Source organism: Rhodococcus sp. IEGM 1351 (genome assembly GCF_030056875.1).
GTDB classification, from domain to species: Bacteria; Actinomycetota; Actinomycetes; order Mycobacteriales; family Mycobacteriaceae; genus Rhodococcus_F; species Rhodococcus_F opacus.
This window is the reverse complement of the sequence record NZ_JASHKU010000002.1, coordinates 265,258-287,454: the sequence shown is the minus strand read 5'-3', so window position 1 is coordinate 287,454 and position 22,197 is coordinate 265,258. Positions and strand designations below refer to the sequence as shown.

Sequence of the window (22,197 nt, the reverse complement as noted above, 5' to 3'; positions counted from 1 at the left end):
ATGTCAGAAAAGAAACTCAAGCTTTACACTACAAAGATCAAATCGATCGACGACGACAAGAAGTCGATCCGCTTCCGCATCAGTGACGACTCAATCGACCGCTACGGCGAGAAGGTTGATCAGTCCTGGAACCTAAAGAACTTCCTTAAGAACCCGATCATGCTCTGGAACCACAAGAGCTGGGACGTTGAACCTGAGGATGTCCTCGGCACCTGGAGCGATGTTGTCACCGAGAGCGACGGCACCTATGCGACCGCGACCTTCGATGTAGACATCAACCCGAAGGCGCTCACTGTCTTCAACCAGTACGTCAAGAACACCCTGCGCTGCGTAAGCGTCGGATTCATCCCTCACTCACTCGAGTTCGAGGACGACACACCAGTGCTGAAGGACAACGAGCTACTTGAAGTCTCGTGTGTACCGATCCCAGCCAACGCCAACGCTGTAGCCCTGGCGCTCAAAGACGGCTCACTCAATCGCAGAGACGCGCAGTGGATGCTTCGCAGCATGCAAGACGGCGTTAGCAACCTAGAAGAACAACTGAATAAGAACGCGCCGGTAGACGGCGAGGAGATGCACGTGGAAGAACTGAAGACTGAAATCAAGGCTCTAGCCGATCTAATGACTCAACTTGGCGAGAAGGTCACCACTCTGTCTACCAACGTTGACACGATCGTCGCTGAGGTTGAAGAGGTTAAGACCACCGTGGGTGAGCTGAAGCCAGTTGAAGATAAGTCAGCGAAGTCGGATGAAGACCAGACGCCAATTGAACCAGAGATTCCACCAGCTAAGGGCGGCGAAGACGACCAGCCCGGTGCCGGTGAGGACGAGTTCGATGAAGACGCTGAACTAACGCCTGAAATCCAAGCGCAAATCGACGAAGAATTTGCTTCAGTCGAAAACCAATAACCAACCAACTACCACCTAAGGAGGTGATATGAGTGACAAACTCACTATTAAGCAGTACGCAGAAAAGAAACTTGCGGAAGCTGCTAAGGCGAAGTCTCAGGACGTAGTCGTTGGCGGTGATGCTCCAGTCGTAACAGAAACAGACGAGAGTAAGAGCCGCGAGATCAACAAAAGCTTCTTCAGCGCACTTGCTGGCCAAGACGGTGCTGCAATGGCACAGGCTCAGAAGTCAATCCGCGACGAGTACAAAGCGAAGGCTCAGACGATCGGTACTGACAGCGAAGGTGGAATCTTGGTTCCTCTCACTGTTGACCAGAACATCCAGCGCCAGCTTGAGTACATCTCACCAATCCGCCAGATCGCCCGTGTGATCAGCAACGCTCCAGCGAAACTACGTTTGCCATCAGCAACCGGTGGTGCCGCTTACTGGGTAGCTGAGGCTGCGACTATCAGCACCACTGCTGTCACGTTCGCTAGCAAAGACCTCGTACCTGAGAAGCTTGCATCGATCATCCCTGGCATCACACTTGAGTTCCTGCAGGATGCGGCGATCAACCCAAGCGCTCAGGCACTGTTGGAATCACAGCTCGCGACTAAGGCCGCTCTCAAGGAGAACGACGCATTCGTGAACGGTGACGGTACAGACAAGCCATTCGGCTTCCGCTCTAGCGCAGTCACTCCATACAGCCAGACACAGGCTGGTGCTGCACTTGCATACGGTGACCTGGTTGCTCTCATGTTCAAACTACCTACGGCATACCGCAATCAAGGTACGTTCGTCATGGGCTCAGTCGCACTCGCAAAGTTGATCGGCATGGAAGACGAGCAGGGTCGCCCTCTCTTCATTCCGAGCATCACTGAAGGTGCAGGCGGAACATTGCTCGGTCGCCCTGTCGTGATCGTCGATGAGATCCCAACAAACGTTGGTACTGGCTCAAACAAGACTGAAATCTGGTACGGCGTCTTCAGCGACTACGTTATCGGCGACCGCCTTGGCACGACATTCGACCTCGGCACAGCTGGCGACGACTTCAACAAGGCGCAGTACACACTCCGCATGCTGAAGCGCGTTGGCGGTATCCCAACGTCAAATAATTTCGCGAAATTAACAGACGTCGCCTAAAGTAATTGTTGACTAATAGTTCGTTTTCTTCATAATGAGGGCATGACAGCTTTTAGATTAGAGAGAACGAATATATGCAACTTTTGTAAATGCACCTTTCATCCTTGGCACTCAAACCCGCTGGCTAAGTTCTGTTCACAGAATTGTGGGGCGGCAAACCGGCGGGCGAGAGTCACCCTAACATGCAAGACTTGCGGTAAATCATTCGAAACGCATCGTTTCCGAGTGCAGGCTGGCAAGGTTAGGTTCTGTAGTCAAAAGTGCAAAGGTGCCGAGGACCGGATACGACTACTCGGAGATGCAGCACCTTGGTACAAGGGGGGCTGGATCAACGAGAACGGGTACCGTGTCATCAGCGTAGATAGCAAGAAGTATCTTGAGCATCGATACGTTATGGAACAGCATGTGGGACGCCCGCTCCGCGATGATGAAGCAGTTCACCACAAGGATGGAAACAAACTAAATAACTCAATCGATAATCTCCAATTGATGTCCTATCCAGAGCACATGAAGCTTCACTGGCGAACCGGGCACTACGAGAATCGAGGGAAGAATCAATAGAGAATGACAGTAGTAACTTTCAACGTAGATCAGTATCCGTACTGCAAAGGCGATCAGGTTAACCTGTCAGACGATCAACTAAAGGAAGTTGACGCAGAAGCTGAAAGGCGCAGCGTCAAAGACACCTACACAGTCGAGAAGGGTGCAGCTGAAAAGGCTGCACCTGCCGAGGCTAAATCGTCAGACGAACCTAAAGCTCCAGTACAAGCCAAAACTAAAACCAAAGGAGGCAAGTAATGGCACGAATACGAACCGCAGTGAACACGCTTGCCGGGACAACTGGCAAGAACATCCGCGTAGCGTTCGAAGCGCTCGCTGCCAAGGGCGCCGTAGTCGGTACTAGCAAGATCGTCACCAAAACAGTGACAGTCGACGCTGCTGCAGCAAGCGGCACCGCAACCGTCGTAGCTGGCTCAACCATCCTGGGTATCTACCCAGCCGGTAACCAAGACCAGCTAGTCGACAACGTAGCGATCAGCACCACCACGCTCACCGTTACGCTCGCGGCAAACGCCACGGCAACTAACACCTACAAGGTCGTAGTACTCGAACCGTAAAACCAACAGAGCAAATAGTAGTCGCCTTCTAGCAATAGAAGGCGATTTGTTTTATGTTGAGGGCAGATGAGCAAGATAATCACCCTTGAACAGTTAAAAGCAATCAACCCAGCCGTTAATGACGTCGTAGGAGCGCTTGTCGCTGACGCTGTGAACGCTTGGGTAGAAAATGCGACAAGTCGGTGCTGGGGAGAGCCTAAGACCGTCACAGAGCTTTACGACGCGTCAGGCGTGATCTGGCTAAACCACATGGACGTCACTGCGGTGACTGAAGTCAAGACGGGCTACCCGAATGAAGAGCGCGAGACACGGGACGAGGGCAGCTACAGCTGGACTAAGAGTGGCCGGCTGATCCTGAGCTACTACCGACAGCTTGCCTTGCCGCCTTCAACGCTCGACTACGTGGAGGTGACCTACACCTACGGCGTGCCGGAGGAGAACATCCCGGCCGACCTCGTACTCGCGACACTTGGCCTAGCCACGGGCTACTACGAGTACATCGGCAACAGCGGCCGTGAAGTGAGCCGCGCCCAAGTAGGCAGCTACAGCCTGCAGTTCGCCTCGGGTGCTGAAGGTGAGAACGGAACCAAGTCGCGCGATTGGCAGGTGATCAGCTCGTACGCGCAGCGGAGGGTGTGATGCTGTTGCTGAACCACTCGTGCAGCGTCTGGCGGAACACCGCGGTCGGCACCAACGGTCGTAGGCAAGTGCAGGAACTCTATTCCAGCGTGCGCTGCCTCGTGATCCCTATGAGTTCACAGACCACCATCCAGGAGAACATGGAGCCCGGACGTGGCTTCGAGATCCATATGGGTCCGGATCAGGACATCAAGGTTGGCGACAAGATCGTCTGGAACGGCACCGGTCACTATGTGAAGTACATCCGCAACTACCGAGATATGCCGCCGGTCAGCCACATCGAGCTGGTCTGTGAGAGCGGGGTTGCCTGATGCAGTTAAACATTCGGGTCGACTCCGCTCAAGTCGAGGAGATGCTTCGACTCGCCCCGCAGAAGACGACAGCCAAGCTGGCGCGGATCTTGAACCTGGTCGCAATCGAGACCGAGCGCGAGATGCGCATCAAGTCGCCGGTCCACGATGGTGAACTGAGGCGATCAATCAAACATCAGGTGACCGGCCTGACCGCCACGATTGGCCCGACAGCGAAGTACGCCAACTTCGTGGAGCTGGGAACGCGGCCTCACTGGACCAGCGCACGACCTGGCTCGCCACTCTATAAGTGGGCAAATGACAAGGGCATCAGTCCATTTGCCGTGCAGCGATCGATCGCGAGGAAGGGCACCAAGCCTAATCCGTTCGTCGCGCCGACACTGACGCTGATGGAGCCGCGCATCATCGGCCGCTTCGAGAAGGGAATCGATGAACTAACACAGGAGCTCAACAATGGGTAAGACACGAATCATCAAAGACGCGCTGGTCACAGTGCTGTCAGGAATCCAGTACGAGGGCGAGCCTGCGTTCGTAGAGGTCAAGGACAACACCGACGGTGAGTTCGACGGGTATCCGTCTGTACGGCTACTCCCAGGCAGTATCGACAACACCAAGGGATCAATGGCGCAGATGGACAGGGCCATTGAGTACCAGGCAGTCATCCACCTGCAGCTCGAGGATGCGAACAATATCCGGTCTGAGATCATTAACCAGATATATGACCTCACCGATCTGGTAATCGACGCACTTGACGAGGCTGACTTCGACGACGCCTTGCGCGAGCAAGTCGGTGGTTCCTATCTGTTGCGAGCCGACAGAGTGGACTGGGATGTCGTGGACAGCAGTGCGGGCGCGCTAATCATGCTAGTCGTCACTATCACCGCAGAATATTCAAAGAACTTGTAATTTAGGATATGTTGAGGATATGGGAAATAAGAAGACCACAAAAGACATCGAGAAGGTGACGCAAGAAATCAAGACAGAACGTCGCACGTACTTCGTGCCGAACTATGGCGCGATCGAAGCTGAAGACCTTCCTGAGGTAGAGAAGAAACTAAAAGAGCTCAAAGAGCAAGAGGTAGGTGATGACAGCATTTGATCCATATATCGGTAGGCGAGAAGCAGTTGGCTTCGGCATCGGCTCCGATCCAACAGCAACCGTAGCGCCACAGATTTTCATGCGTTGGCTAGACCAGGACATTCAGCCGAAGACAGAGATCATCGAGAACGACAGCGCCATGGGCGTGGTCGAGAAGATCAACGACAGCGAAGTAGTCGGTAAGTGGGTCGAAGGCACCATCGGCGGCAAGGTCACCGACATTGCGGTTGGCTTCCCGCTCCTCGGATGGTTCGGCAGCGTGAGCACCGGCGCCGCAGTGTCCGGTGTCTATCCGCACACCTTCGAAGTCAGCCAGTCGAGCATCCCACCAGCGATGACGCTTGCAAAGGTGACGCCGGCCAAATCGGAGCGCTACTCGTACCTGACCTTCGACACGCTTGAACTAACCGCTGAGAAACAAGGCTGGGTGCAGATCAGTTCTGCAGTTAAGGCCCGCATCGGTACGTCTTCATCAGAGACGGTCGCCTTCAGCACGGAGAAGGAATTCACCAGCAAGAACATCGTGCTCAAGACCGCAGCGAACATCGCTGGTCTGGCGGCTGCCTCACCGATCGACGCGCTCAGCCTGAAGCTGAACCTGGAACGTTCATCTGAATCGTTCTTCCCGCTCGGGGGAGACGACAACCCAAAGTTCGACCGCGGCACAGTAGAGGCCAAGGGTGAGTTCGTCATCCGCTACGCGAACACGGATGTCGAGGACGACTACCTGGCGCACGCGATCAAGGCCATGAGCATCACGTTGACCAACGGCACCAGCTCACTCGCTTTCACGGCGGGCAAGGTTCGCTTCACTGAACTCGAGAAGTCCAGCGACAAGGACGAGATCATCACGCAGACGATTAGCTTCTCGTGTCAGCTCGACGCGACAACGAGCAAGACAATCAGCGCGCTGTTGAAGAACACCCGCGCGACATACGCAGCCGCGTAATATCCATTGACTAAATAGTGGCTCCGTTATTAACTGGAGTCACTATTTTAATTTGGAGAAGAATCTTAGATGGCACTAAACATTGTTGCGCACCGAAAAGTAAGTCTGAAGGGCTTTGGCCAGGGTTGGGATGACTGCTACCTACTGGTGAAAGCGGCAAACCCTGCACAGGTCAAGAAGTGGCGCGAGAACCTGACACCTGAGACTCCAGACGACGAGGCTGAAGCACTTCTCCGTAATGCCGCCCGCGAGGTTATCGTGTCAGGTCAGGTGATCACCACCGAAGAGGACGGCACAACCCAACCTGTCACGTTCGACAAGGCCGATGTTCCGACTATCGAAGCTGCCCTTGACGTCAGCTGGTTGCGCGACGTTGTTACGGTCAGCTCAGGTAGCGATCGTTTAAAAGCCTAGATCTCGTAGACCTTGAGCGCCAGTACAAAGACTTTCTGGTGCGTGGACTGACGGCAGGAGTGTCCGAAGAGGTCGTCGAATCGATTAGCCGCTTTCGTTACCGGGAGCGACTTCATCTGACCGTGGAGCAGATGGAGAACGAACCGTGGGAAGCTATCTACGAGGCAAATCTAATATGGTCACTCGATATTGAGCGTGATAAGTTAGAGACAGAAAGACAGCGCGCCAACCAAACGAACTAAAGCGCTAATCGAGTTCTGCACTCTGTGACTAAGAAGATAAACATCGTAATCGACGTCGACCGCAAGAAGGCTAGCGGCGAGCTTTCAGAGTTCAAAGGCGATGTAGACGGTTTATCCGGTTCAACCGGTAAACTTGGTGCGTCGATGGCGGGCCTGGGGGCAGTGGCTGGCGCTGCATTGCTCGCTATTGGTGCCGCTGGTGTAGCGGCTGCTACGGCCGGTGCCGCAATAGGCTTTGGCTTCAATAGCTCGGTTGAGCAAGCCCAGACCAAGCTCATGGCCTTCATGAAGGACGGCAACAAAGTAGCTCAGACCCTCTCGTGGGTGAAGGACGAAGCCGCCAAGACACAGTTCAGCTTTACCGATATGGCAGATGCTGCAGCCAACCTGACCCCGGTCGCAAAGACGTCGGGCAAATCACTCGAATCCCTTGTGCAGCAGGCGGAAATCCTCGCGGCCATCAACCCAGCCGAAGGGCTAACTGGGGCCACCTTCTCGCTAAGGGAAGCGCTGTCGGGCGACTGGGTGTCGATCGTCGATCGATTCAACCTTCCTCGCCAGCGAATCAATGAGCTGAAGGAACAAGGCGTTCCGGCGATGGAGATCATTAGCCGCACGCTAAGCGAGATGGGCATCGACTACGGGCTTGTAGCTGCTCAGGGGCAGACGCTCTCTGCCAGATTCGATCAGGTCAAAGACAAACTCACCATGATGGCGGGGGCAGCAACTAAGCCAATATTCGACAAAGTCTCTAAAGAATTCGACAAGCTCGGCCAAGTTGACTTCACGAAAATCGGCAACGACATGGCCGACACGGTCCAGAACGTACTGGGCTCCATGGAGCTACTTAGTACCGGAGACTTCAACAGAGGAATGTTCGCGGACACGATCCAAGAGGATTCGAAACTGGTCGACGTTCTGTTGACTATCAGGGATACGGCGATAGGTGTCATCAACTTCCTTAAGCCGGCTTTCACTGACTTCGCGAACACCTTCACGAATAATCTCATCCCTGCGTTTCGGCGCTTATGGGTTGAAGCTGGTCCGATACTGAAGACATTGGCTATCGCGCTCGGTGCGACGCTGGTCGCCGCCCTGTATGGCCTAGCGGAAGTTCTAAGTTTTAGCGCAGATGCGTGGTCTAACACTTTCAATATGATCACGGGATCTATTCGGTTCGTTGAGGATGTAATAGGAAACTCAGTCAGCTTCATAATCGCCGCGTGGTCTTCGATGATTGCATTCTTTGGATCGGTTAACGCCTTCTTTGCTGGAATACCGGGCTTCTTCAGTAACGTGTGGTCAAGCGTAGTAACAGGAGTTCAATCCGCCGTCGCTGCCATAGGAGCATGGTTTGCGCAACTTCCACAAATGATCGCGTTTGGGCTTGGTTTTGTTGCTGGACTGCTCGTTGGGTTCGTGACTCAGACGATACCGAGTTTCGTTAACTCCACGATCCAATGGTTCCAGCAATTACCAGGCGCTGTCGGTGGCGCCATTTCGGCGATGTACGGCGCTGTCGTGCAATGGTTCTCAAATACGGGATCAACCATGACTAATACCGCCTCATCTGCAGTGAACGGCGTGTCCTCGTGGTTCTCACAACTACCGGGACGTGTGGGCAGTGCAGTCAGTTCCATGTGGTCAGGTGCAGTCAGTGCAGCTAACGGATTCAAGGATTCATTCGTGTCCTGGGCGAACGGCGTCGTTAACGCTGTAGTGGATGTCTTTACCGGGCTACCAGGACGGATCAGCGCGGCGATCAGGGGCGCAGTTGATACAGCGAAGCGCTGGCTCGGGGACATCGGCTCGAACGTAATGGAGGGCTTCAAGGCTGGCGTTGGAGTCAGCAACAGGCACGCCCTTGGTACCGCCTATTCACCAGGTGGATCGACTCTCGTGGGTGAGCACGGACCAGAAATCGTCAACATGCCTCGCGGGGCTCAAGTCACTCAGGCCTATCGCACACAGTCGATCCTGAGCCAGAACGCGGGCGGGGGAGACGGCGGTGTGGTTGTCAACATCACCGGCCCGATCAGCTTCAACAACCGATCGGACATCGACTACTTCGCCGAACGGATAAGCGCGACACAACGACTCGCATTGAAAGGAATGGCTTAATGAGCGCAATCGGTATCCAGTACGGGGACTTCGATCTTCAGACTGAGGAAGTCACGACGACCAGCACGGATGTCTACTCGTCACCCCGCAACAACGTCCAGGCGGACAAACTGGCGGAGTCAGACGGTGCAGTCATCGTGAAGACGGCGTATGAACCGAAGACCTTCACCGCTGAGGGCTATCTGCGCACGGACACGGTAGAAGACACGCAGCGCTTAATGGACGACTTCAAAGTGGCTCTCAGCGTGCCAAACCAGGCCTTCGACATCGACCACGCGGGCGACACCCGTCGCTACGTGGCCACGGCGCAGAACGTCATCATCACCAATCCGCGAGGACGGACCCGTGCCGGCTTCTCTGTCGAGTTCCTGTGCCCATCTGGCGTCGGGTCGGATACTTATGCTTCCGTGCTCCTGGCCTCGAAGAACTTCTCGACCTCTACCGCAACACTCGGCATTACCGCGGGCGGCACGTATCAGGTGGAACCGATCATCACCTTGACCGTCAACACCGTCACGGGCGGCACGGCGAAGACGATCACCGTGAACAACGACGTGACGCGGCGTGGACTGGCCGTGACGCGGACGTGGAGTAACGGCGATGTACTGGAGATCGACTCGTTGAACAAGACGATCTTCGTCAACAACGTGCCGGTCAACTTCAGTGGCCAGTTCCCAGTCTGGAAGCCAGGCGTGGGCAGCATTGGCTACGTCGACGACTTGACGACGCGTGACGTGACGGTGACGGCCGACTACATACGACGATGGCTATAGGCGTAATTGGGTGGTTGCAATATATTGAAAGAAAGTAAACAGGAACTAACAGAATGAGCTTATACGACAAAGGAAGAGAAGGATTTCTAGACGGGTCAATCGTCTGGACGTCGGACAACATCAAGGCTGTACTGGTGGATACGGGGTCATACACCGTGAATCTCAGTACCCATCAGTACCTCAGCGACATCCCATCTGGCGCACGTATTGCGACTAGCGCGAACTTGTCCAGCAAGACCGCAACAGCTGGCGTGGCTGACGCGGCCGATATCACGTTCTCGAGTGTCGGTGGTGCAAGTGCTGAAGCTGTTGTGCTTTATAAAGACACTGGCACTGCAGGAACATCGCGACTGATTTGGTATACGACGTCTGGAAGTGGCTTGCCAGTCACACCTAATACGGGTGACATCACGATCGCCTGGGGTAATACGTCTAACAAGATCTTCAAGCTGTAGGAGCCGCCAGTAGATGGCAACTCGCTATTGGCGCGGAGGATCGGGTAAGTGGTCCGAAACATCACACTGGTCTACTACCAGTGGTGGTTCTGGTGGTGCGAGCGTTCCGAACGCCAGTCATGACGTTCGCTTCGATGCGAACTCGTTCACAACGGCAGGACAGACGGTTACGGTGGACATCAATGATGGATCGAGTTGGTACTACAGCGTTGAAGCGTTGTCTATCGACTTCACTGGTGTAACAAACTCCCCGACTCTTTACTTCAAGAGCCAAACGAGCAATCCGAGTCTGTTTTACTTAGAGATGCACATCTACGGCGATTTGACGATTCCATCCTCGGTTGCCGTCACCTCTGACAACCCTACTCATCCAAATATCTACATAGAGGAAGACGCGACCATTGATGTTAACGGCGTCGAGCTGGCAGCGCAGCTACTGTTGTGGGGATCTTCTATATCGCTTAGCGGCCCACTTCAAGTAGCCGGTATCTCTGTCGCGTCAGGTACCACTCTTAACACCAACGGTAATGCGCTAAGTATCGGTAAATTGTACGCAAGCGGCGGCAGCACGCTCAATTTGTCATCATCTGTAATCACGCTGTACAGCACCGTTTCACCGCTCACCTCGTGGCAGGTTGCTCCGACCAGTACGTTGAACGCGGGGACGTCGACGATTGTCCTGACCCAGGCATTTACCAGGACCTTCGAGGGCGGCGGAAAGACGTACTACAACATCCGCCACGATGGCTTCAGCGGATCATCCAATGGCTGGACAGTTAACGGCAACAACACCTTTAATCAGATTGAAGTAGTGCCGGGAAGGCATATGAGCTTCCAGGCGAGCTCGACTCAAACAGTCTCAGCGTTTGTCGCCAATGGGACATCAACTAATCCGATCACCCTTCGGTCCGCAACCAACGGAACTCAGTTCACGCTCTCCAAGGCGAGCGGGACGGTGTCTACCAGCTACCTTGACCTGAAGGACTCCAAGGTGCAGGGCGGGGCGACATGGAACGTCTCTAACGGTACGAATAGCGGCAATAACACAGGATGGAACTTCGTCGGGCCTGTCATCCCGACTGCAAACTTCACCGCAACGCCGACGAGTGGGGTTGTCGCCTTGGCGGTCAGCTTCACTGACACGTCGACGGGCTCACCAACATCATGGCTGTGGGACTTCGGCGACAGCACGACAAGCACGAGCCAGAATCCATCGCACACTTACACCACGACTGGCAGCTTCACCGTCTCGCTCACCGCAACGAATAGCGTTGGTAGCCATACCAAAACAGAGCTGAGTTACATATCCGTTGCCGCAAATGTGATTAGTGACGTCGGCGGCGACGCGAGTGCTGAAGCGGATGGATCGCTGACGATCACACCAGGTGCGGTCACGATTTCGCCGACCGGTGATGCTAGCGAGGAGACTGATGGCTCGCTGACGGTTGGCTACTCCCTCTTGGACATCGGTGGAGACACCAGCGAGGAGACTGATGGCAGCCTCACCATCACCCAAGGTCCGCCACCGCCACCCGAGGAAGTCGACTGGTCCAACCTCGGCACTGAAAACACGAAGGAATTCATCTACAAGGTCAGTGACCACTCGGGCACCTTCCTCGGCATCTGGAAGGACGTGAGCGACGACCTCCAGTTCAGTCAGCCAATCAACTCACCGGGCACGACGGCAACTGTTCGCCTCTCGCGCTCGGCCAACCAAACCATCGAGACCCGCGAACCGTTGATCGATCAGGCGGGTGATCCGTACGTTGACCAGGCGGGTGATCCGTACTACGTCGTGGGCGAGACCAGCAACACGGTTGGCGAGGACACTGACGTGCAAGTCGGCTATCTCGTTGATGTCATCGCGGTCTATGGCGGCTACGAAGAATTGGTCGATCACATCGGCGAGCCCTACGTTGATCAGGATGGCAACGCGTACATCGTGGCGACCGGGGCACCGATGGGGCGACGCGTCTTCAGCGGCAAGATTCTCAAGTACAAGGCAACGTACGGAGAGACGGTTGGCGTCGAGGTCACCCTCGCGAGTCACGGCGTGGGCTTCTCGGATGAGTTCGTCCGATCAGGTGCGACCACCACAGTCACCTACAGCACTACCGAGATCGGCGCGATCCTGAAGAGTGTGCTCGACACCAATCCTGGCGTGATGAGCTACGACAACAGCTCAATCGACGCGACTGGGACGACGATCACGCAGAAATTCCAGCTGAATACGAAGCTCGAGGCGATCAAGAGTCTCTACAACCAGACGCCGGACGGTTGGTACTGGTACGGCAACGTGGCGGACAACCTCGTCTATTTGAAGCAAATTGGGTCAACGCCCGACCACGTCTTCATCAAAGGCAAGCACATCAGCAAGATCGACCCGGAGCAATCGATTGAGAACCTGATCAACGTCGTACACGTCATTGGTGGAGATGTTGGCGGCGGAGTCCAGCTGTACAAGGAGTACACCGATGCGGCGAGCATCGCGCAGTGGGGGCGCAAGGTGCACCGCATCACCGACCGCCGCATCACCCTCGCAGCCACGGCACAGCGCTACGCCGATAAGGTTCTGAGCCTCTACAGCCAGCCGATCTACACGACCACGATTGAAATCAGCAGCGGAACCTACGACATCGAGACGATCAAATTGGGGCAGACGGTTGGGCAGAGCAATTTCGACAACTTCATCGATGGGCTCGTTCTGCAGATCGTGAATCTCAACTACACGCCGAGGAAGGTGACGTTGCAGCTCGGCGGATTACTCGATAGCCAGCAGCGTATTGTGGCCGACCTTCAAGAAGATCTGGCCAATGAACAGTACGAACAAATTCCAACAGCACCGAGCTAATAGTATGTTAAGTTAAAGAAAAAGGACAACTTCATATGGCAAAACAGTTTACCGATCAACCGCTACTAACTACCGCTGATGCAACGGATGTAATTCCTATTCGTGATATCTCCGCTGGAGTCGATAAGAAGACGACGGTTAGTGGTCTGGCTGCGGCCGTCGCCGCGAATATTCCATCAGGAAGTGTCACTAACTCGATGCTGGCTACTAGTGCTGGGCAACCAGGTGGCGCGTGGGAAGCGTATACGCCAACTTGGACTGGTGCGACGATCGGAAACGGCTCAATCACGGGACACTACAAGCAGATCGGAAAGACAGTCCACTTCCGGTTCAAGTTCGTGATCGGGTCGACTACCACTCAGCCAACCGGCGGAGTGTTCTGGAAGATTAGTCTGCCGGTTGCCGCTGCGGCTGCCGAATATGCAGGTTCGGGCGGAGGATACGGGTTCCCGATCGGAGTTTGGTACGGCGAAAATCCAGGAACGAGCGGGTATGCCGGAACGCTCCCTATCAAGGACGCGAACGGCGTCTATGTTGGCTACACCTCTGCAACCACCGGCGCGCAGGCATTCATTAGCGGTAGTTCGTGGGCGACGAACTGGTACTTGCAAGGCCAAGGCACATATGAGGCTGCATAAAGTATCATGACCGACCACGAAGCCCCACTAAAGCGCTATGAAGTAGAACGTCTTGTCGACGAAAAGATCAAGTCGGCTATCAAGGAGTATGACGAGGATCTACAGAAGATTCTCGTCAACATGTTCATCATCAAGCTGTCGAAGTTTGAGAGCGCCTATGGTGTCGGCAAGTTCGTTGTAGTAGCCGTAGCGCTTCTCGTCATCGGAACCCTATATCAGCTATTTGTCACGCTTGCTCAATCGGGAGTTGGCAAATGAAACCGAAGCAACGCCTACTTGCCATCTTCGCCGCGTCGCTACTCGCAACCTTTGGAATAGCGCTCGCGGTCGCTATGTATGCCCAGTTCACTGCCGATCGGTCTAATGAGATCTCGACAAGCATCGCTGTTCCTAAGCCGCCAGCTCCGCGTGAAGTCAAGAGCGTACTGACCGACAGCGCTGGCGATCTGATCATCACCTACACAGACGGAAGCACTCAGAACGCGGGGCATGTGGTCGGGAAGAACGGCGACGGTCAAGCGCCGACACAAGCTCAGATCTCCGCTGCACTACTTGAATACTGCGCGAACGGTCGGTGTGACAGCAAGGCTCCAACGCAGCAACAAATAGTCGACGCACTCAACATCTACTGTGCTGGGGGAATCTGCAAAGGAAAAGATGGAGCAAGCGCAGCACCGATCACTGCTGAACAGATCACTCTCGCCGTATCAAGTTATTGCGCAGACGGCCGGTGCAAAGGCGCAGACGGACAATCCATCAAGGGAGATACCGGCGAGGCAGGTCCGCAAGGTCCAGCCGGCGAAACGACTGTCCTCTCATGCGTTACACGTACTTCTAATGGCGTTGCAACCAACTACATCGCATGGAAGTACGTGAAAGAGAGTGTGAGCTTATATCGGGATCTATACAAACTTCCGGTGTGGGCAGAGGCATCCAACTGTATCGATTTAAGGTAAGGAGGTGAGAAGTGAGTAGATTCGTTAGACCGGTAGACGACGCGATAACGCAGCAATGGGGTGCAAATCCCGACTACTACAAACAGTTCGGCCAAAACGGGCACACAGGCATCGACTTCAAGTCGGCCATCGGCACGCCAATCAGGGCCACTGGTGATGGCCGAGTGGTCTTCGCTGGCAGTGGCTCGATACATGGAGGGTTCTTGTCTATCGCTGGCAACGCGATGCTTATCGATCACGGCGACATCTACAGTGCGTATTCGCACTTGAGTAAATACGAAGTCGGTACCGGTACAACAGTCAAGCAAGGCCAGATCATCGGCTATACCGGAAACACAGGTGAGGTCACCGGCCCGCACTTGCACTTCGAGTTTTGGGGTAAGCCTACGGACTGGAAGAACGGATGGTCGGGTCGCGTGAACCCCAACGATTATTTAAGTCAGGAAGGAGAAGAAATGAAGCCAACAGAACAGGACGTTGCGAACATCGTGGGCGAGGTCTGGGGCATCCCGGCGAACGCCAACAACATTCGCGATTACACGGAACTTGATTGGAAGGACTTCATCTATCGCCTGCTCGGCAACTCAACGCCGTGGATGGATAGGAAGAATTACTTTACGAACATCGAGTCGCAGAACAAGTCGTTGCTGAAGCAGCTGGACGCGGCACTGAAGAAAGTTCCTGCGGACACCAGCGATGCAGAAAAGCTAGTGCAAGCAATGAAGGATGCCATGGGCATCAAGTAAGGAGAATATATGGACCATACCTACAACCAACCAACAGCAGCACCAACGTCTAAAGTTGCGGCAGCAGGTATCGGCGGATCAATCGCCATCGTGCTGATCTGGCTTGCCGGGCAGTTCGGCGTTGAGCTGAGCGCGGAAGTCGCATCAGCCATCACCGCGCTCATCGCGTTCGCGGCTGGATACTTCAGGAAGTCACGTACCAGCTAGTCTCATTTAGAAGCATTTTGCATCGCGCCTGGCACACGTTGCCGGGCGCTTTCGATATCTAACGCATCCATCCTGAACACAATGCTTGTGCGACCTCTCATGAGTCTGTGTAGGATGTGAACACAAAACTTGTTCAAAGCGTAAGGGGATTGAAGATGGTGCGCGAGGCTATCACGACGTACGTTGTGAAGGATGATTTTGACGGCAAGGAGATCGCGGATGGTCTGTCGCACTTGGTCGACTTCAGCTTTGAAGGATCGGATTACCGCATCGAGCTGAGGCCGGAGAACTACGACAAGATCAAGAGTGACTTCCAAAAGTGGCTTGCGGCGGCGACAACGGTCAAGTCGAAGCGTGGCCGGCCGAAGGGGGCGACTGGGGTTAAGGGAGCTACGGGCTCTGGGCGCTCGAAGGAAGAACTCGCTCAGATCCGGAAATGGGCACAGGATCAGGGCATCGACGTATCAGGCCGTGGAAGGATTGCGTTGACGGTGATTAGCCAGTATGACGAATCACATAAGGCGAAGGCGAGCTAGTCTCTACCGATGATATTGAGGTTGGCGTAGTTTCCGAAAAGCTGGATGGCTGCTGAGTCGTAGGCAACGGCAGCCTCCAGCTTGTCCACGAATACTCCTAGGTGGATGCGAGTACCGTTTAGCCGTATGTATGCCGTGAACTTATTTAGATTCTTATCGAACCACACTCCCTTGTATCCGCTCTTATTGTCGCTTCTAAGCCCGTGATTTAGGTTGTTCTGTAGGTGTGTAGCCAGTCTCAAATTGTTTCTTCGACAGTTTGTAGGGTCGGTATCTTCATGATCTACTTGTTCCCACTGCTCAAGGGGTCTTCCTAACTTCCGCTCCATGATAACTCGATGCAACGTATATATTTTGGTAGTGCGGTTTCGCATTACCCGTCGGCGTGCGTACCCTCTCATATTCGTCCACGTATAGTCGCAAAGATCACTATCCTCGAAGTCGATATGTATCGGTTCTGTCAAAGTAGGTATCAGTAAGTGATCGTCGGGTTGGACTAACGATTGTCGATTCTTTTGTGCTTGCTCGCGAAAGCGAGCGGATGCGGCTTCGGCTAGAGTCGTACTCGCGCAGCTACGTGAACAGTACGTGGTTTTGCTGACATGGTTTGGCCTGCGCTGGGCAATGGTTCCACACCTATGACACGGTATTGATAATCGAATTGCTTTACGCATTCTACTCCTTTCCGTTAGGAGACCAATGCTTTATAGTAGAGCCTGGTCCCGCTGCAACGGGACTTTTTATGTGTCTCCAATTGTAATATAGCGGAGAGTATAAATAAATAGTTCAGTGTTTGCCGCAGGCCATTTGGGAGTTTTTGCTTCCGTCGGCCACCCCACTCGACCGGAGAAGGGGTTATTTTTGAAACTTACGCAAACTCACGATCTACCCCTGTTATGTTCTATTTTTGTTCCCTGCCCTACCCCGCCGAGTGGGGTAGGGGGCTAAGGGGTTAGCTTGCAAAACCAGGGGGATATGGTGACGTAGGGTAGGGGTAGCCATAAGCGCGATCACTAACATCCCCCCACACATGAGAAGCCCCGCACCATATCGATATGGTGCGGGGCTTCTTTCTTGTCACTAGGACTCGTCGAGGTACCTAGATATTCGGACGGCGTTGGAGCCCATCCATGCGCAGGTCGCCATCATCATGACAGACCATTGGAACTCCACGTCGAGCCATCCTTTGAGGTCTGATAGCCACAGATCGAACAGGTCGTGCATGCTCATTTCCGTCACCTCCGGATGTGTGTGAAGTCGCGTAGTGTGTCGCGGATGCGGATGAAATCACCGTTCGCCAGATGGTCCAGCTCGTCACGTATGGCGGCGATCCGCGACCTCGTTGGTGACTCAAGATAGCGATCCGGGTCTATCTCATCGCCCATCATCCGTCGTGCTTCGTGGGCGATCTCTTGGCACTCGATGACGATCGATTCGGCGTGACGCTCTAGCCTGCCTGCCGCTTCGATCATGCTTTCCAGGTCGCTGATCCGTGTGCTGTCGTCCATAGCAGTCTTCTCCTAGTTCGCAGGGATCAGTCGCACGATCTGCGCTTGCACGTGTTCGAGATACGCGTTTAGAGCGACGAGCAAGATGACTGCCAGGGCCGTGTTCTCCTCACGCAGATCGTCCACGGCATCCGCCATGTCGTGCGCGTCGTCTAGCAGCTTCTCGATGGACTTCACGGCATCTTCGTTGAGTGCGATGGTCATGATGCGTCCTTCGTGTCGTCGCGAGCCGGTCTCTCGTACGGGGTGTAAGTGCCCCTCAGGGGCTTTCGCTTGACTTGATTGTTCTCCGGTTCGGCACGACGGCGATTGTTGATCTCGTCGCGGACTTCTTGAACGGGCCGTCCATACTTCTGACGCGAGCGCTCGATGACTCGTTGAGCGACGCCAGTCGGCGGAAGTGGAGCGAGAGCCTTCAACGTGACCGGTGCGCTGGTGCCGCTGTCGGTCGCGATGGTGGCGATCGCCTCGTGCAGTTTGATGCCCGTGAAGTCACTTGGTGAGAAGACCTTGTGTCCACCGAATTCCGGAATCCAGATGTTGGCCTCGGCTGAACTCGTCTCGTAGATGATGCGAGTGCCGGTGTTGTTGATGATCGCCGTCCGTAGGCTGCGGTCGACGTCTTCGATGTACTGGGTCGCGAGCGTAAGTCCAAGGTTGTGCTTGCGCGCTCGAGCCAGTAGATCGTCGAGACCATCCTGAACCTTCGCGCTCACCTGGAACTCATCGAGATACAGGAAGTTGGCCTTTGGCGGACTGATGCGCTGTGCGGTGTTCCAGAGCGTCGTCGTGAGTAGCGATCCCAGCAGTTCGGCGGTCTCACGGGGAAGCCCGCTCAGACTGATGAAGAGAAGCTTGTTGTTCTCCAAGACGTCCTGGATGTTGAGCGTCGATGCTGTCTGGCCGATGATGTGCTTGACCTCGGGCCGACCACTCAATTGCCAGAGCTTGTTGTGCAGCGGTTCTACGTATCGCGGGTCGAGTTCGCCAGTCGATGCGCCCGTTCTGCCCTTCGTCTCCACGCGTTCCCAGAACTCCTTCAGCTCCGGCTCGGTCACGTCGCGACGGACCTTGGTCGACCAAGCCTTCTCGGCGGCGGTCCGCGGACTGATCAAGGTGGCGAGATCGACGAACGTCAAACCCCCATGATCAAGTAGTGTCCAGATGCCGTGGTAGAGCAGATCTCGTACGGCGACGCCGGTTGCAACATTCGGGTACAGACTCACGAACACGCCGACGATCTGATCAATCACCGCTCGCCCACCGCCCTGGTCGAACAGGTTGAACGCAATCGGCTGGTCAGCGTCCGCCCCGACATCAAGCGCGATCACGTCGTCGATGCGGTTGGGTGGAACGTACTCGAGTGCCCGGTTGTACAACGTCTCCGGTGAACGGCTGGAGCTAGCGTCGATGATGATCAAACCGTGCCCGGTCGCCATATCGTTTGCCGCGTTGTTCGCCATCTGCACTGTCTTGCCGCGTCCGGTCTTACCGCCGATGAACGTGTGCACCGTTGCCCGGTCGTGAGACAACGCGATCGGACGCTCACGACCCGGCACGTTGCTGTGGCCAAGTAGCCGGCCTTCGCGAGCGATCGCTTCCGTGGCCGGAAAGCGCCTAGCGCTACCCTGGCTCAGCCCCGGAATCTGAGGATCACCGACCGGCCAGCCGACGAGCGCCGACAACTCGGACACACTGAACTGAACGTCACGAACGATCGGCGTGACAGCACCATTCACCAGTCGGTCAAGATGTTTGTTCGGGATCGATGTCGCGCGGAACTTGTTCTGACCGTTCTCACTCTTGAGCGCGCGCACCACATCCTCGACGAGTCGCTTCGCACGCGGCTCGTTCTTCGCGGTGGCCGCCACTCTTCCAACGGCGCTGAAGTTCTGCTCGGAAGCCTTGGCTCGTAGATCTTGAAGATCGTCGTTCGTGGCCTTGGTCCCGAAGAGCACAGCCTTCCAAATGGGCGCCGACGACGCCGCACCATCGGAGATCTTCGCTCGGTCGGAGTGCGAGATGATCCACTGCAGTACAACCGCTTCGTCCGGATGATCGGACTGGACGCTCTTGAGGATCTTCGCCGAGTAGTCGCGGGCGTTGCTGATGCGAATCGTCCGCGCTGGATCGGTGAGGTGCAGTGTCGCGCCGAACTTGAAGTCCAGCAGATCGGACTTCGGGGTCGGGGAGAGATCGATACCGGACATGTGCGCTTCGATCTGTCCCACCAGGTACTCGGCGTCACGTGACGGAATGCGGATGCGGTGGCTGATCCCGCGATCGGTCGCCCAGGTCTCGAACACGACAGACCGCGTGCCGCCGAAGAACGAGCTGCGACGGAGGTTGGACCCAATGGAGTTGATGAATGCCTTAACGCGATCTTCAGACAGATCTCGAGGGAACACGATGTCATAGGACACTCGATCGGAATCGAGCTGCTTCTGGGAATCTTGCTTCATGTGGAATAGCACCCCTAAGAGAGGGGGCGACAGGATGCCGATGGTGAGAAGCAACTCGAACATCTACTTCTACTGTGGCACCCTGCCGCCCGTTTGCCTAGCAGGATTAGATTGCGCCCGGCCTGCGCTACATGCCCGACCGGATCTTGATGAGCTTGAAGATGACGATCGCCCCGAAGAGGCCGAGTGCCATCAGCGCGATCATTGGCGCGTACTGCATGATGATCGGGAACAGGACGGACAAAGCGATCGCCATGAAGAAGATCGCCCAAGCGAGACTCACCATCTTCTTAGCCATCGTCAGTACCCCCGGCGGTAGCGCTCGCGGCGACGTTCCTGCGCCACCTCGTAAGCGGCCTCGGTCTCGGCCCGCCTCTCGCCTTCCCGTTGCGACCACTTGAGGACGCGCCGAATGGTGAGCGCGATGAAGCCGAAGAACACCACCCAGAATCCGACGACCGCTACTAAACCGATGAGATCTTCCATTGCCTTCTCCTATCAGGGTTAGCGATCGGGGCTAGCAGTTCGTGTCCACCAGCCCCGATCGGTGTTCACTTGCGCCAGGTGGGGACGGTCCCGTTGTGACGGTCAAGTTCGCGGTTCATCGCGACTCGAATTCGTACGTAGTCCTGGCGATCAGCATCCGCGTCGATGAGACGCTGTTCTTCTGCACTTACCTTGCGTGTTGTCTTCGGCTTAGCCGTCGGGGTGAAGAGCCCGACGATGTAGAAGACGCCTAACGCGAACGCGATGATGACGAAGAAGATGACTGCCAGTTCCATGTCAGCCCCCGAGCATCCGGCGACGCTGACGTTCGGTGACTAGCTCGGCGTACTTGCTCACGTAAGCGATGACGATCTGCTGAGCACCCTGGTCGTTGCCGGCCTTCGCCGCACCTTCGTTGTAGATGTCGATGGTGCGACCCATGTTCCGCTTCGTGGCGACTGCCTCGAAACCGTCGATCTCTTCCTCAACATCAAGGCGACCAACGTATGCCTCGATGAAGGAGGTCGGGCTGACCTCAGCTTCCTTACCCTTCCAACGCTCGATGCTCGACATGTTCTGGCTCCTGTCTGCTGGTTGGAGCGTCTGACTGAAGTCATCAGCCGCTTCACTGACATCACCAAATTAGAGGATTGACCAAGTTGGAGTCAAGACCAAGTTGGGTGTAGCACCAAGTTGTAGTGAAGACCAGGACGGTTGTAAGCTTGCAAAGTGGACGAATCACACAAGGAGCGTCAGCGACAAGCTCGGCAACAAACGGCAAAAACTAAAAGGCTCCGAACGCAACAGGCAATTCTCGACGCTCTCGGTAGCTTCGAAAGTTCCGAGGGTTCTTTAACGGTTGCGGCGATAGCAAAGAAGGCTGGTGTTGGTTCCGCGACGTTCTACAATCACTTCAACGACTTGAGTTCCGCTATCCATGCGTTTCGATCACGCGCACTCTTTGAGTGTGATTTCGAAACACCTCACGATAGGGAGAGTTTGATTGAATCTATTAAGTCGGAGATCATTCGGGTTTCCGTCCGCTATTCTCGGCTTCAGAGCTACTTCTACAACTTTGGGCTCATTAATGAGGTTACTCTTGAGGATGTGCCCAGTCGGTTCATGCGGATTCTGTTTACCGAAGAGCAGCGAATAGAGCTGGATGAGGCTGATTTTCTTTTCGTGTACTACCATATTTTTGGCGTGGTTGAGACCATTCAGGCCTCTCACGAGCTGCATGACTGGAATGAAATGGCGTCTGGTTACGTAGATGATGATGACTATGTTAAGTACGAACATAACTTGTCCGACCGAATTCGTGGTTTAATTGACTACGCTACAGATTCGATCGTGCAACGATGTATCGATAAGACCTCGTTCGCGCCATCATAAACTCCCGCTACCTTCACCCCCAGGGGGCGGGGAGTTGTCACATACTTGTCACAAGTGGCGTGACACTGCGCAAAGGAAACGACCTCTGTTGGGAGTTCGTGCAGGTCAGAGACTTGCAATTTCCCAACAGAGGTCGTCATCTGGTTTTACACACCAGCGGTCGGGGGTTCGAAACCCTCCGCGCCCACCGTCAGGCAAAGCCCCGATCTGCGTTTCCGCGCGGGTCGGGGCTTTCTCGATGCCGGTGTTCGCGCCGCTGCCG

The 22,197-nt window shown here is 55.1% G+C and carries 30 protein-coding genes, 1 tRNA gene and 1 pseudogene; 24 read left to right on the top strand and 8 right to left on the bottom strand.

Going from position 1 to position 22,197, the window contains the following annotated elements; genetic code table 11:
• The 22 genes from QM806_RS04390 to QM806_RS04290 all read left to right on the top strand — a co-directional run bounded on the left by QM806_RS04390 (window position 1) and on the right by QM806_RS04290 (window position 16,087).
• Entirely contained in the window at window positions 1–909 is a 909-nt protein-coding gene (locus QM806_RS04390) for an HK97 family phage prohead protease (protein ID WP_283290483.1), read from the top strand.
• A gap of 28 nt (window positions 910–937) precedes the next feature.
• Window positions 938–2,032, top strand: a complete 1,095-nt coding sequence (locus QM806_RS04385) for a phage major capsid protein (RefSeq protein WP_283290482.1) — start codon at window positions 938–940, stop codon at window positions 2,030–2,032.
• A gap of 42 nt (window positions 2,033–2,074) precedes the next feature.
• Entirely contained in the window at window positions 2,075–2,593 is a 519-nt protein-coding gene (locus tag QM806_RS41585; RefSeq protein WP_502943825.1) for an HNH endonuclease signature motif containing protein, read from the top strand.
• Between the two features lie 3 nt (window positions 2,594–2,596).
• Window positions 2,597–2,830 (top strand): hypothetical protein, encoded by a 234-nt coding sequence (locus tag QM806_RS04380; RefSeq protein WP_283290480.1) that lies wholly within the window; start codon window positions 2,597–2,599, stop codon window positions 2,828–2,830.
• On the top strand, window positions 2,830–3,150 hold the full coding sequence (locus QM806_RS04375) for a hypothetical protein (protein WP_283290479.1): 321 nt from the start codon (window positions 2,830–2,832) through the stop codon (window positions 3,148–3,150). Before QM806_RS04380 ends, QM806_RS04375 begins: the two co-directional genes overlap by 1 nt.
• A gap of 66 nt (window positions 3,151–3,216) precedes the next feature.
• On the top strand, window positions 3,217–3,789 hold the full coding sequence (locus QM806_RS04370; RefSeq protein WP_283290477.1) for a head-tail connector protein: 573 nt from the start codon (window positions 3,217–3,219) through the stop codon (window positions 3,787–3,789).
• On the top strand, window positions 3,789–4,100 hold the full coding sequence (locus QM806_RS04365) for a hypothetical protein (protein WP_283290476.1): 312 nt from the start codon (window positions 3,789–3,791) through the stop codon (window positions 4,098–4,100). Before QM806_RS04370 ends, QM806_RS04365 begins: the two co-directional genes overlap by 1 nt.
• On the top strand, window positions 4,100–4,561 hold the full coding sequence (locus QM806_RS04360) for an HK97-gp10 family putative phage morphogenesis protein (protein ID WP_283290475.1): 462 nt from the start codon (window positions 4,100–4,102) through the stop codon (window positions 4,559–4,561). Before QM806_RS04365 ends, QM806_RS04360 begins: the two co-directional genes overlap by 1 nt.
• The gene (locus QM806_RS04355; protein ID WP_283290473.1) at window positions 4,554–5,006 is read left to right on the top strand and encodes a hypothetical protein; all 453 of its coding nucleotides are present in this window, start codon (window positions 4,554–4,556) and stop codon (window positions 5,004–5,006) included. Before QM806_RS04360 ends, QM806_RS04355 begins: the two co-directional genes overlap by 8 nt.
• Window positions 5,007–5,025: 19 nt before the next feature.
• A complete protein-coding gene (locus QM806_RS04350) occupies window positions 5,026–5,199 on the top strand; it encodes a hypothetical protein (RefSeq protein WP_283290471.1) in 174 nt (57 codons plus the stop codon).
• Entirely contained in the window at window positions 5,186–6,148 is a 963-nt protein-coding gene (locus QM806_RS04345) for a phage tail tube protein (protein ID WP_283290469.1), read from the top strand. Before QM806_RS04350 ends, QM806_RS04345 begins: the two co-directional genes overlap by 14 nt.
• Window positions 6,149–6,217: 69 nt before the next feature.
• A complete protein-coding gene (locus QM806_RS04340) occupies window positions 6,218–6,562 on the top strand; it encodes a hypothetical protein (RefSeq protein WP_283290467.1) in 345 nt (114 codons plus the stop codon).
• Window positions 6,563–6,828: 266 nt separating this feature from the next.
• Window positions 6,829–8,925 (top strand): phage tail protein, encoded by a 2,097-nt coding sequence (locus tag QM806_RS04335; RefSeq protein WP_283290465.1) that lies wholly within the window; start codon window positions 6,829–6,831, stop codon window positions 8,923–8,925.
• A complete protein-coding gene (locus tag QM806_RS04330; RefSeq protein ID WP_283290463.1) occupies window positions 8,925–9,698 on the top strand; it encodes a phage distal tail protein in 774 nt (257 codons plus the stop codon). The genes QM806_RS04335 and QM806_RS04330 overlap by 1 nt, the downstream gene beginning before the upstream one ends.
• A gap of 53 nt (window positions 9,699–9,751) precedes the next feature.
• On the top strand, window positions 9,752–10,153 hold the full coding sequence (locus tag QM806_RS04325; RefSeq protein WP_283290461.1) for a hypothetical protein: 402 nt from the start codon (window positions 9,752–9,754) through the stop codon (window positions 10,151–10,153).
• A 13-nt stretch (window positions 10,154–10,166) separates the two neighbouring features.
• A complete protein-coding gene (locus QM806_RS04320; RefSeq protein ID WP_283290459.1) occupies window positions 10,167–13,004 on the top strand; it encodes a PKD domain-containing protein in 2,838 nt (945 codons plus the stop codon).
• 35 nt (window positions 13,005–13,039) lie between these two features.
• Complete coding sequence (locus tag QM806_RS04315; RefSeq protein WP_283290457.1) at window positions 13,040–13,642, top strand: hypothetical protein; 603 nt, start codon at window positions 13,040–13,042, stop codon at window positions 13,640–13,642.
• 6 nt (window positions 13,643–13,648) lie between these two features.
• Window positions 13,649–13,900, top strand: coding sequence for a hypothetical protein (locus QM806_RS04310; protein ID WP_283290456.1), 252 nt, complete (start codon window positions 13,649–13,651; stop codon window positions 13,898–13,900).
• Window positions 13,897–14,598, top strand: coding sequence for a hypothetical protein (locus QM806_RS04305; protein ID WP_283290455.1), 702 nt, complete (start codon window positions 13,897–13,899; stop codon window positions 14,596–14,598). Before QM806_RS04310 ends, QM806_RS04305 begins: the two co-directional genes overlap by 4 nt.
• Before the next feature lie 11 nt (window positions 14,599–14,609).
• Window positions 14,610–15,344, top strand: coding sequence for a M23 family metallopeptidase (locus tag QM806_RS04300; protein ID WP_283290454.1), 735 nt, complete (start codon window positions 14,610–14,612; stop codon window positions 15,342–15,344).
• 9 nt (window positions 15,345–15,353) lie between these two features.
• Window positions 15,354–15,551 (top strand): hypothetical protein, encoded by a 198-nt coding sequence (locus tag QM806_RS04295; RefSeq protein ID WP_283290452.1) that lies wholly within the window; start codon window positions 15,354–15,356, stop codon window positions 15,549–15,551.
• A gap of 155 nt (window positions 15,552–15,706) precedes the next feature.
• A complete protein-coding gene (locus tag QM806_RS04290; RefSeq protein ID WP_283290450.1) occupies window positions 15,707–16,087 on the top strand; it encodes a histone-like nucleoid-structuring protein Lsr2 in 381 nt (126 codons plus the stop codon).
• A 224-nt stretch (window positions 16,088–16,311) separates the two neighbouring features.
• Here the strand turns inward: QM806_RS04290 and QM806_RS41580 are convergent.
• The 8 genes and pseudogenes from QM806_RS41580 to QM806_RS04250 all read right to left on the bottom strand — a co-directional run.
• Window positions 16,312–16,461, bottom strand: a pseudogene (locus QM806_RS41580) (HNH endonuclease); the annotation flags it as partial.
• Window positions 16,462–17,322: 861 nt separating this feature from the next.
• Window positions 17,323–17,595, bottom strand: coding sequence for a hypothetical protein (locus QM806_RS04280; protein WP_283290447.1), 273 nt, complete (start codon window positions 17,593–17,595; stop codon window positions 17,323–17,325).
• A gap of 12 nt (window positions 17,596–17,607) precedes the next feature.
• Window positions 17,608–17,799, bottom strand: coding sequence for a hypothetical protein (locus QM806_RS04275; RefSeq protein ID WP_283290445.1), 192 nt, complete (start codon window positions 17,797–17,799; stop codon window positions 17,608–17,610).
• Entirely contained in the window at window positions 17,796–20,120 is a 2,325-nt protein-coding gene (locus QM806_RS04270; protein ID WP_283290443.1) for a type IV secretory system conjugative DNA transfer family protein, read from the bottom strand. The genes QM806_RS04275 and QM806_RS04270 overlap by 4 nt, the downstream gene beginning before the upstream one ends.
• A 64-nt stretch (window positions 20,121–20,184) precedes the next feature.
• The gene (locus QM806_RS04265; protein WP_283290442.1) at window positions 20,185–20,355 is read right to left on the bottom strand and encodes a hypothetical protein; all 171 of its coding nucleotides are present in this window, start codon (window positions 20,353–20,355) and stop codon (window positions 20,185–20,187) included.
• 2 nt (window positions 20,356–20,357) lie between these two features.
• Window positions 20,358–20,543 (bottom strand): hypothetical protein, encoded by a 186-nt coding sequence (locus QM806_RS04260; protein WP_283290441.1) that lies wholly within the window; start codon window positions 20,541–20,543, stop codon window positions 20,358–20,360.
• 65 nt (window positions 20,544–20,608) lie between these two features.
• The gene (locus tag QM806_RS04255; protein ID WP_283290440.1) at window positions 20,609–20,839 is read right to left on the bottom strand and encodes a hypothetical protein; all 231 of its coding nucleotides are present in this window, start codon (window positions 20,837–20,839) and stop codon (window positions 20,609–20,611) included.
• 1 nt (window position 20,840) lies between these two features.
• Window positions 20,841–21,116, bottom strand: coding sequence for a hypothetical protein (locus tag QM806_RS04250; protein ID WP_283290439.1), 276 nt, complete (start codon window positions 21,114–21,116; stop codon window positions 20,841–20,843).
• A 156-nt stretch (window positions 21,117–21,272) separates the two neighbouring features.
• Here QM806_RS04250 and QM806_RS04245 point away from each other — a divergent pair, with 156 nt between their 5' ends.
• Entirely contained in the window at window positions 21,273–21,935 is a 663-nt protein-coding gene (locus QM806_RS04245) for a TetR/AcrR family transcriptional regulator (RefSeq protein WP_283290438.1), read from the top strand.
• 90 nt (window positions 21,936–22,025) lie between these two features.
• Window positions 22,026–22,122: transfer RNA gene (locus QM806_RS04240), tRNA-Ser, on the top strand.
• Window positions 22,123–22,197: the final 75 nt, after the last annotated feature.

Coding starts and splice junctions, on each gene's coding strand:
- QM806_RS04260 (WP_283290441.1), bottom strand. CDS start 20,543: ATGGAAGATCTCATCGGTTTAGTAGCGGTCGTCGGATTCTGGGTGGTG.
- QM806_RS04310 (WP_283290456.1), top strand. CDS start 13,649: ATGACCGACCACGAAGCCCCACTAAAGCGCTATGAAGTAGAACGTCTT.
- QM806_RS04275 (WP_283290445.1), bottom strand. CDS start 17,799: ATGACCATCGCACTCAACGAAGATGCCGTGAAGTCCATCGAGAAGCTG.
- QM806_RS04270 (WP_283290443.1), bottom strand. CDS start 20,120: ATGTTCGAGTTGCTTCTCACCATCGGCATCCTGTCGCCCCCTCTCTTA.
- QM806_RS04265 (WP_283290442.1), bottom strand. CDS start 20,355: ATGGCTAAGAAGATGGTGAGTCTCGCTTGGGCGATCTTCTTCATGGCG.
- QM806_RS04320 (WP_283290459.1), top strand. CDS start 10,167: ATGGCAACTCGCTATTGGCGCGGAGGATCGGGTAAGTGGTCCGAAACA.
- QM806_RS04290 (WP_283290450.1), top strand. CDS start 15,707: ATGGTGCGCGAGGCTATCACGACGTACGTTGTGAAGGATGATTTTGAC.
- QM806_RS04355 (WP_283290473.1), top strand. CDS start 4,554: ATGGGTAAGACACGAATCATCAAAGACGCGCTGGTCACAGTGCTGTCA.
- QM806_RS04305 (WP_283290455.1), top strand. CDS start 13,897: ATGAAACCGAAGCAACGCCTACTTGCCATCTTCGCCGCGTCGCTACTC.
- QM806_RS04345 (WP_283290469.1), top strand. CDS start 5,186: ATGACAGCATTTGATCCATATATCGGTAGGCGAGAAGCAGTTGGCTTC.
- QM806_RS04375 (WP_283290479.1), top strand. CDS start 2,830: ATGGCACGAATACGAACCGCAGTGAACACGCTTGCCGGGACAACTGGC.
- QM806_RS04280 (WP_283290447.1), bottom strand. CDS start 17,595: ATGGACGACAGCACACGGATCAGCGACCTGGAAAGCATGATCGAAGCG.
- QM806_RS04365 (WP_283290476.1), top strand. CDS start 3,789: ATGCTGTTGCTGAACCACTCGTGCAGCGTCTGGCGGAACACCGCGGTC.
- QM806_RS04340 (WP_283290467.1), top strand. CDS start 6,218: ATGGCACTAAACATTGTTGCGCACCGAAAAGTAAGTCTGAAGGGCTTT.
- QM806_RS04325 (WP_283290461.1), top strand. CDS start 9,752: ATGAGCTTATACGACAAAGGAAGAGAAGGATTTCTAGACGGGTCAATC.
- QM806_RS04360 (WP_283290475.1), top strand. CDS start 4,100: ATGCAGTTAAACATTCGGGTCGACTCCGCTCAAGTCGAGGAGATGCTT.
- QM806_RS04380 (WP_283290480.1), top strand. CDS start 2,597: ATGACAGTAGTAACTTTCAACGTAGATCAGTATCCGTACTGCAAAGGC.
- QM806_RS04315 (WP_283290457.1), top strand. CDS start 13,040: ATGGCAAAACAGTTTACCGATCAACCGCTACTAACTACCGCTGATGCA.
- QM806_RS04255 (WP_283290440.1), bottom strand. CDS start 20,839: ATGGAACTGGCAGTCATCTTCTTCGTCATCATCGCGTTCGCGTTAGGC.
- QM806_RS04390 (WP_283290483.1), top strand. CDS start 1: ATGTCAGAAAAGAAACTCAAGCTTTACACTACAAAGATCAAATCGATC.
- QM806_RS04350 (WP_283290471.1), top strand. CDS start 5,026: ATGGGAAATAAGAAGACCACAAAAGACATCGAGAAGGTGACGCAAGAA.
- QM806_RS41585 (WP_502943825.1), top strand. CDS start 2,075: ATGACAGCTTTTAGATTAGAGAGAACGAATATATGCAACTTTTGTAAA.
- QM806_RS04370 (WP_283290477.1), top strand. CDS start 3,217: ATGAGCAAGATAATCACCCTTGAACAGTTAAAAGCAATCAACCCAGCC.
- QM806_RS04295 (WP_283290452.1), top strand. CDS start 15,354: ATGGACCATACCTACAACCAACCAACAGCAGCACCAACGTCTAAAGTT.
- QM806_RS04385 (WP_283290482.1), top strand. CDS start 938: ATGAGTGACAAACTCACTATTAAGCAGTACGCAGAAAAGAAACTTGCG.
- QM806_RS04250 (WP_283290439.1), bottom strand. CDS start 21,116: ATGTCGAGCATCGAGCGTTGGAAGGGTAAGGAAGCTGAGGTCAGCCCG.
- QM806_RS04330 (WP_283290463.1), top strand. CDS start 8,925: ATGAGCGCAATCGGTATCCAGTACGGGGACTTCGATCTTCAGACTGAG.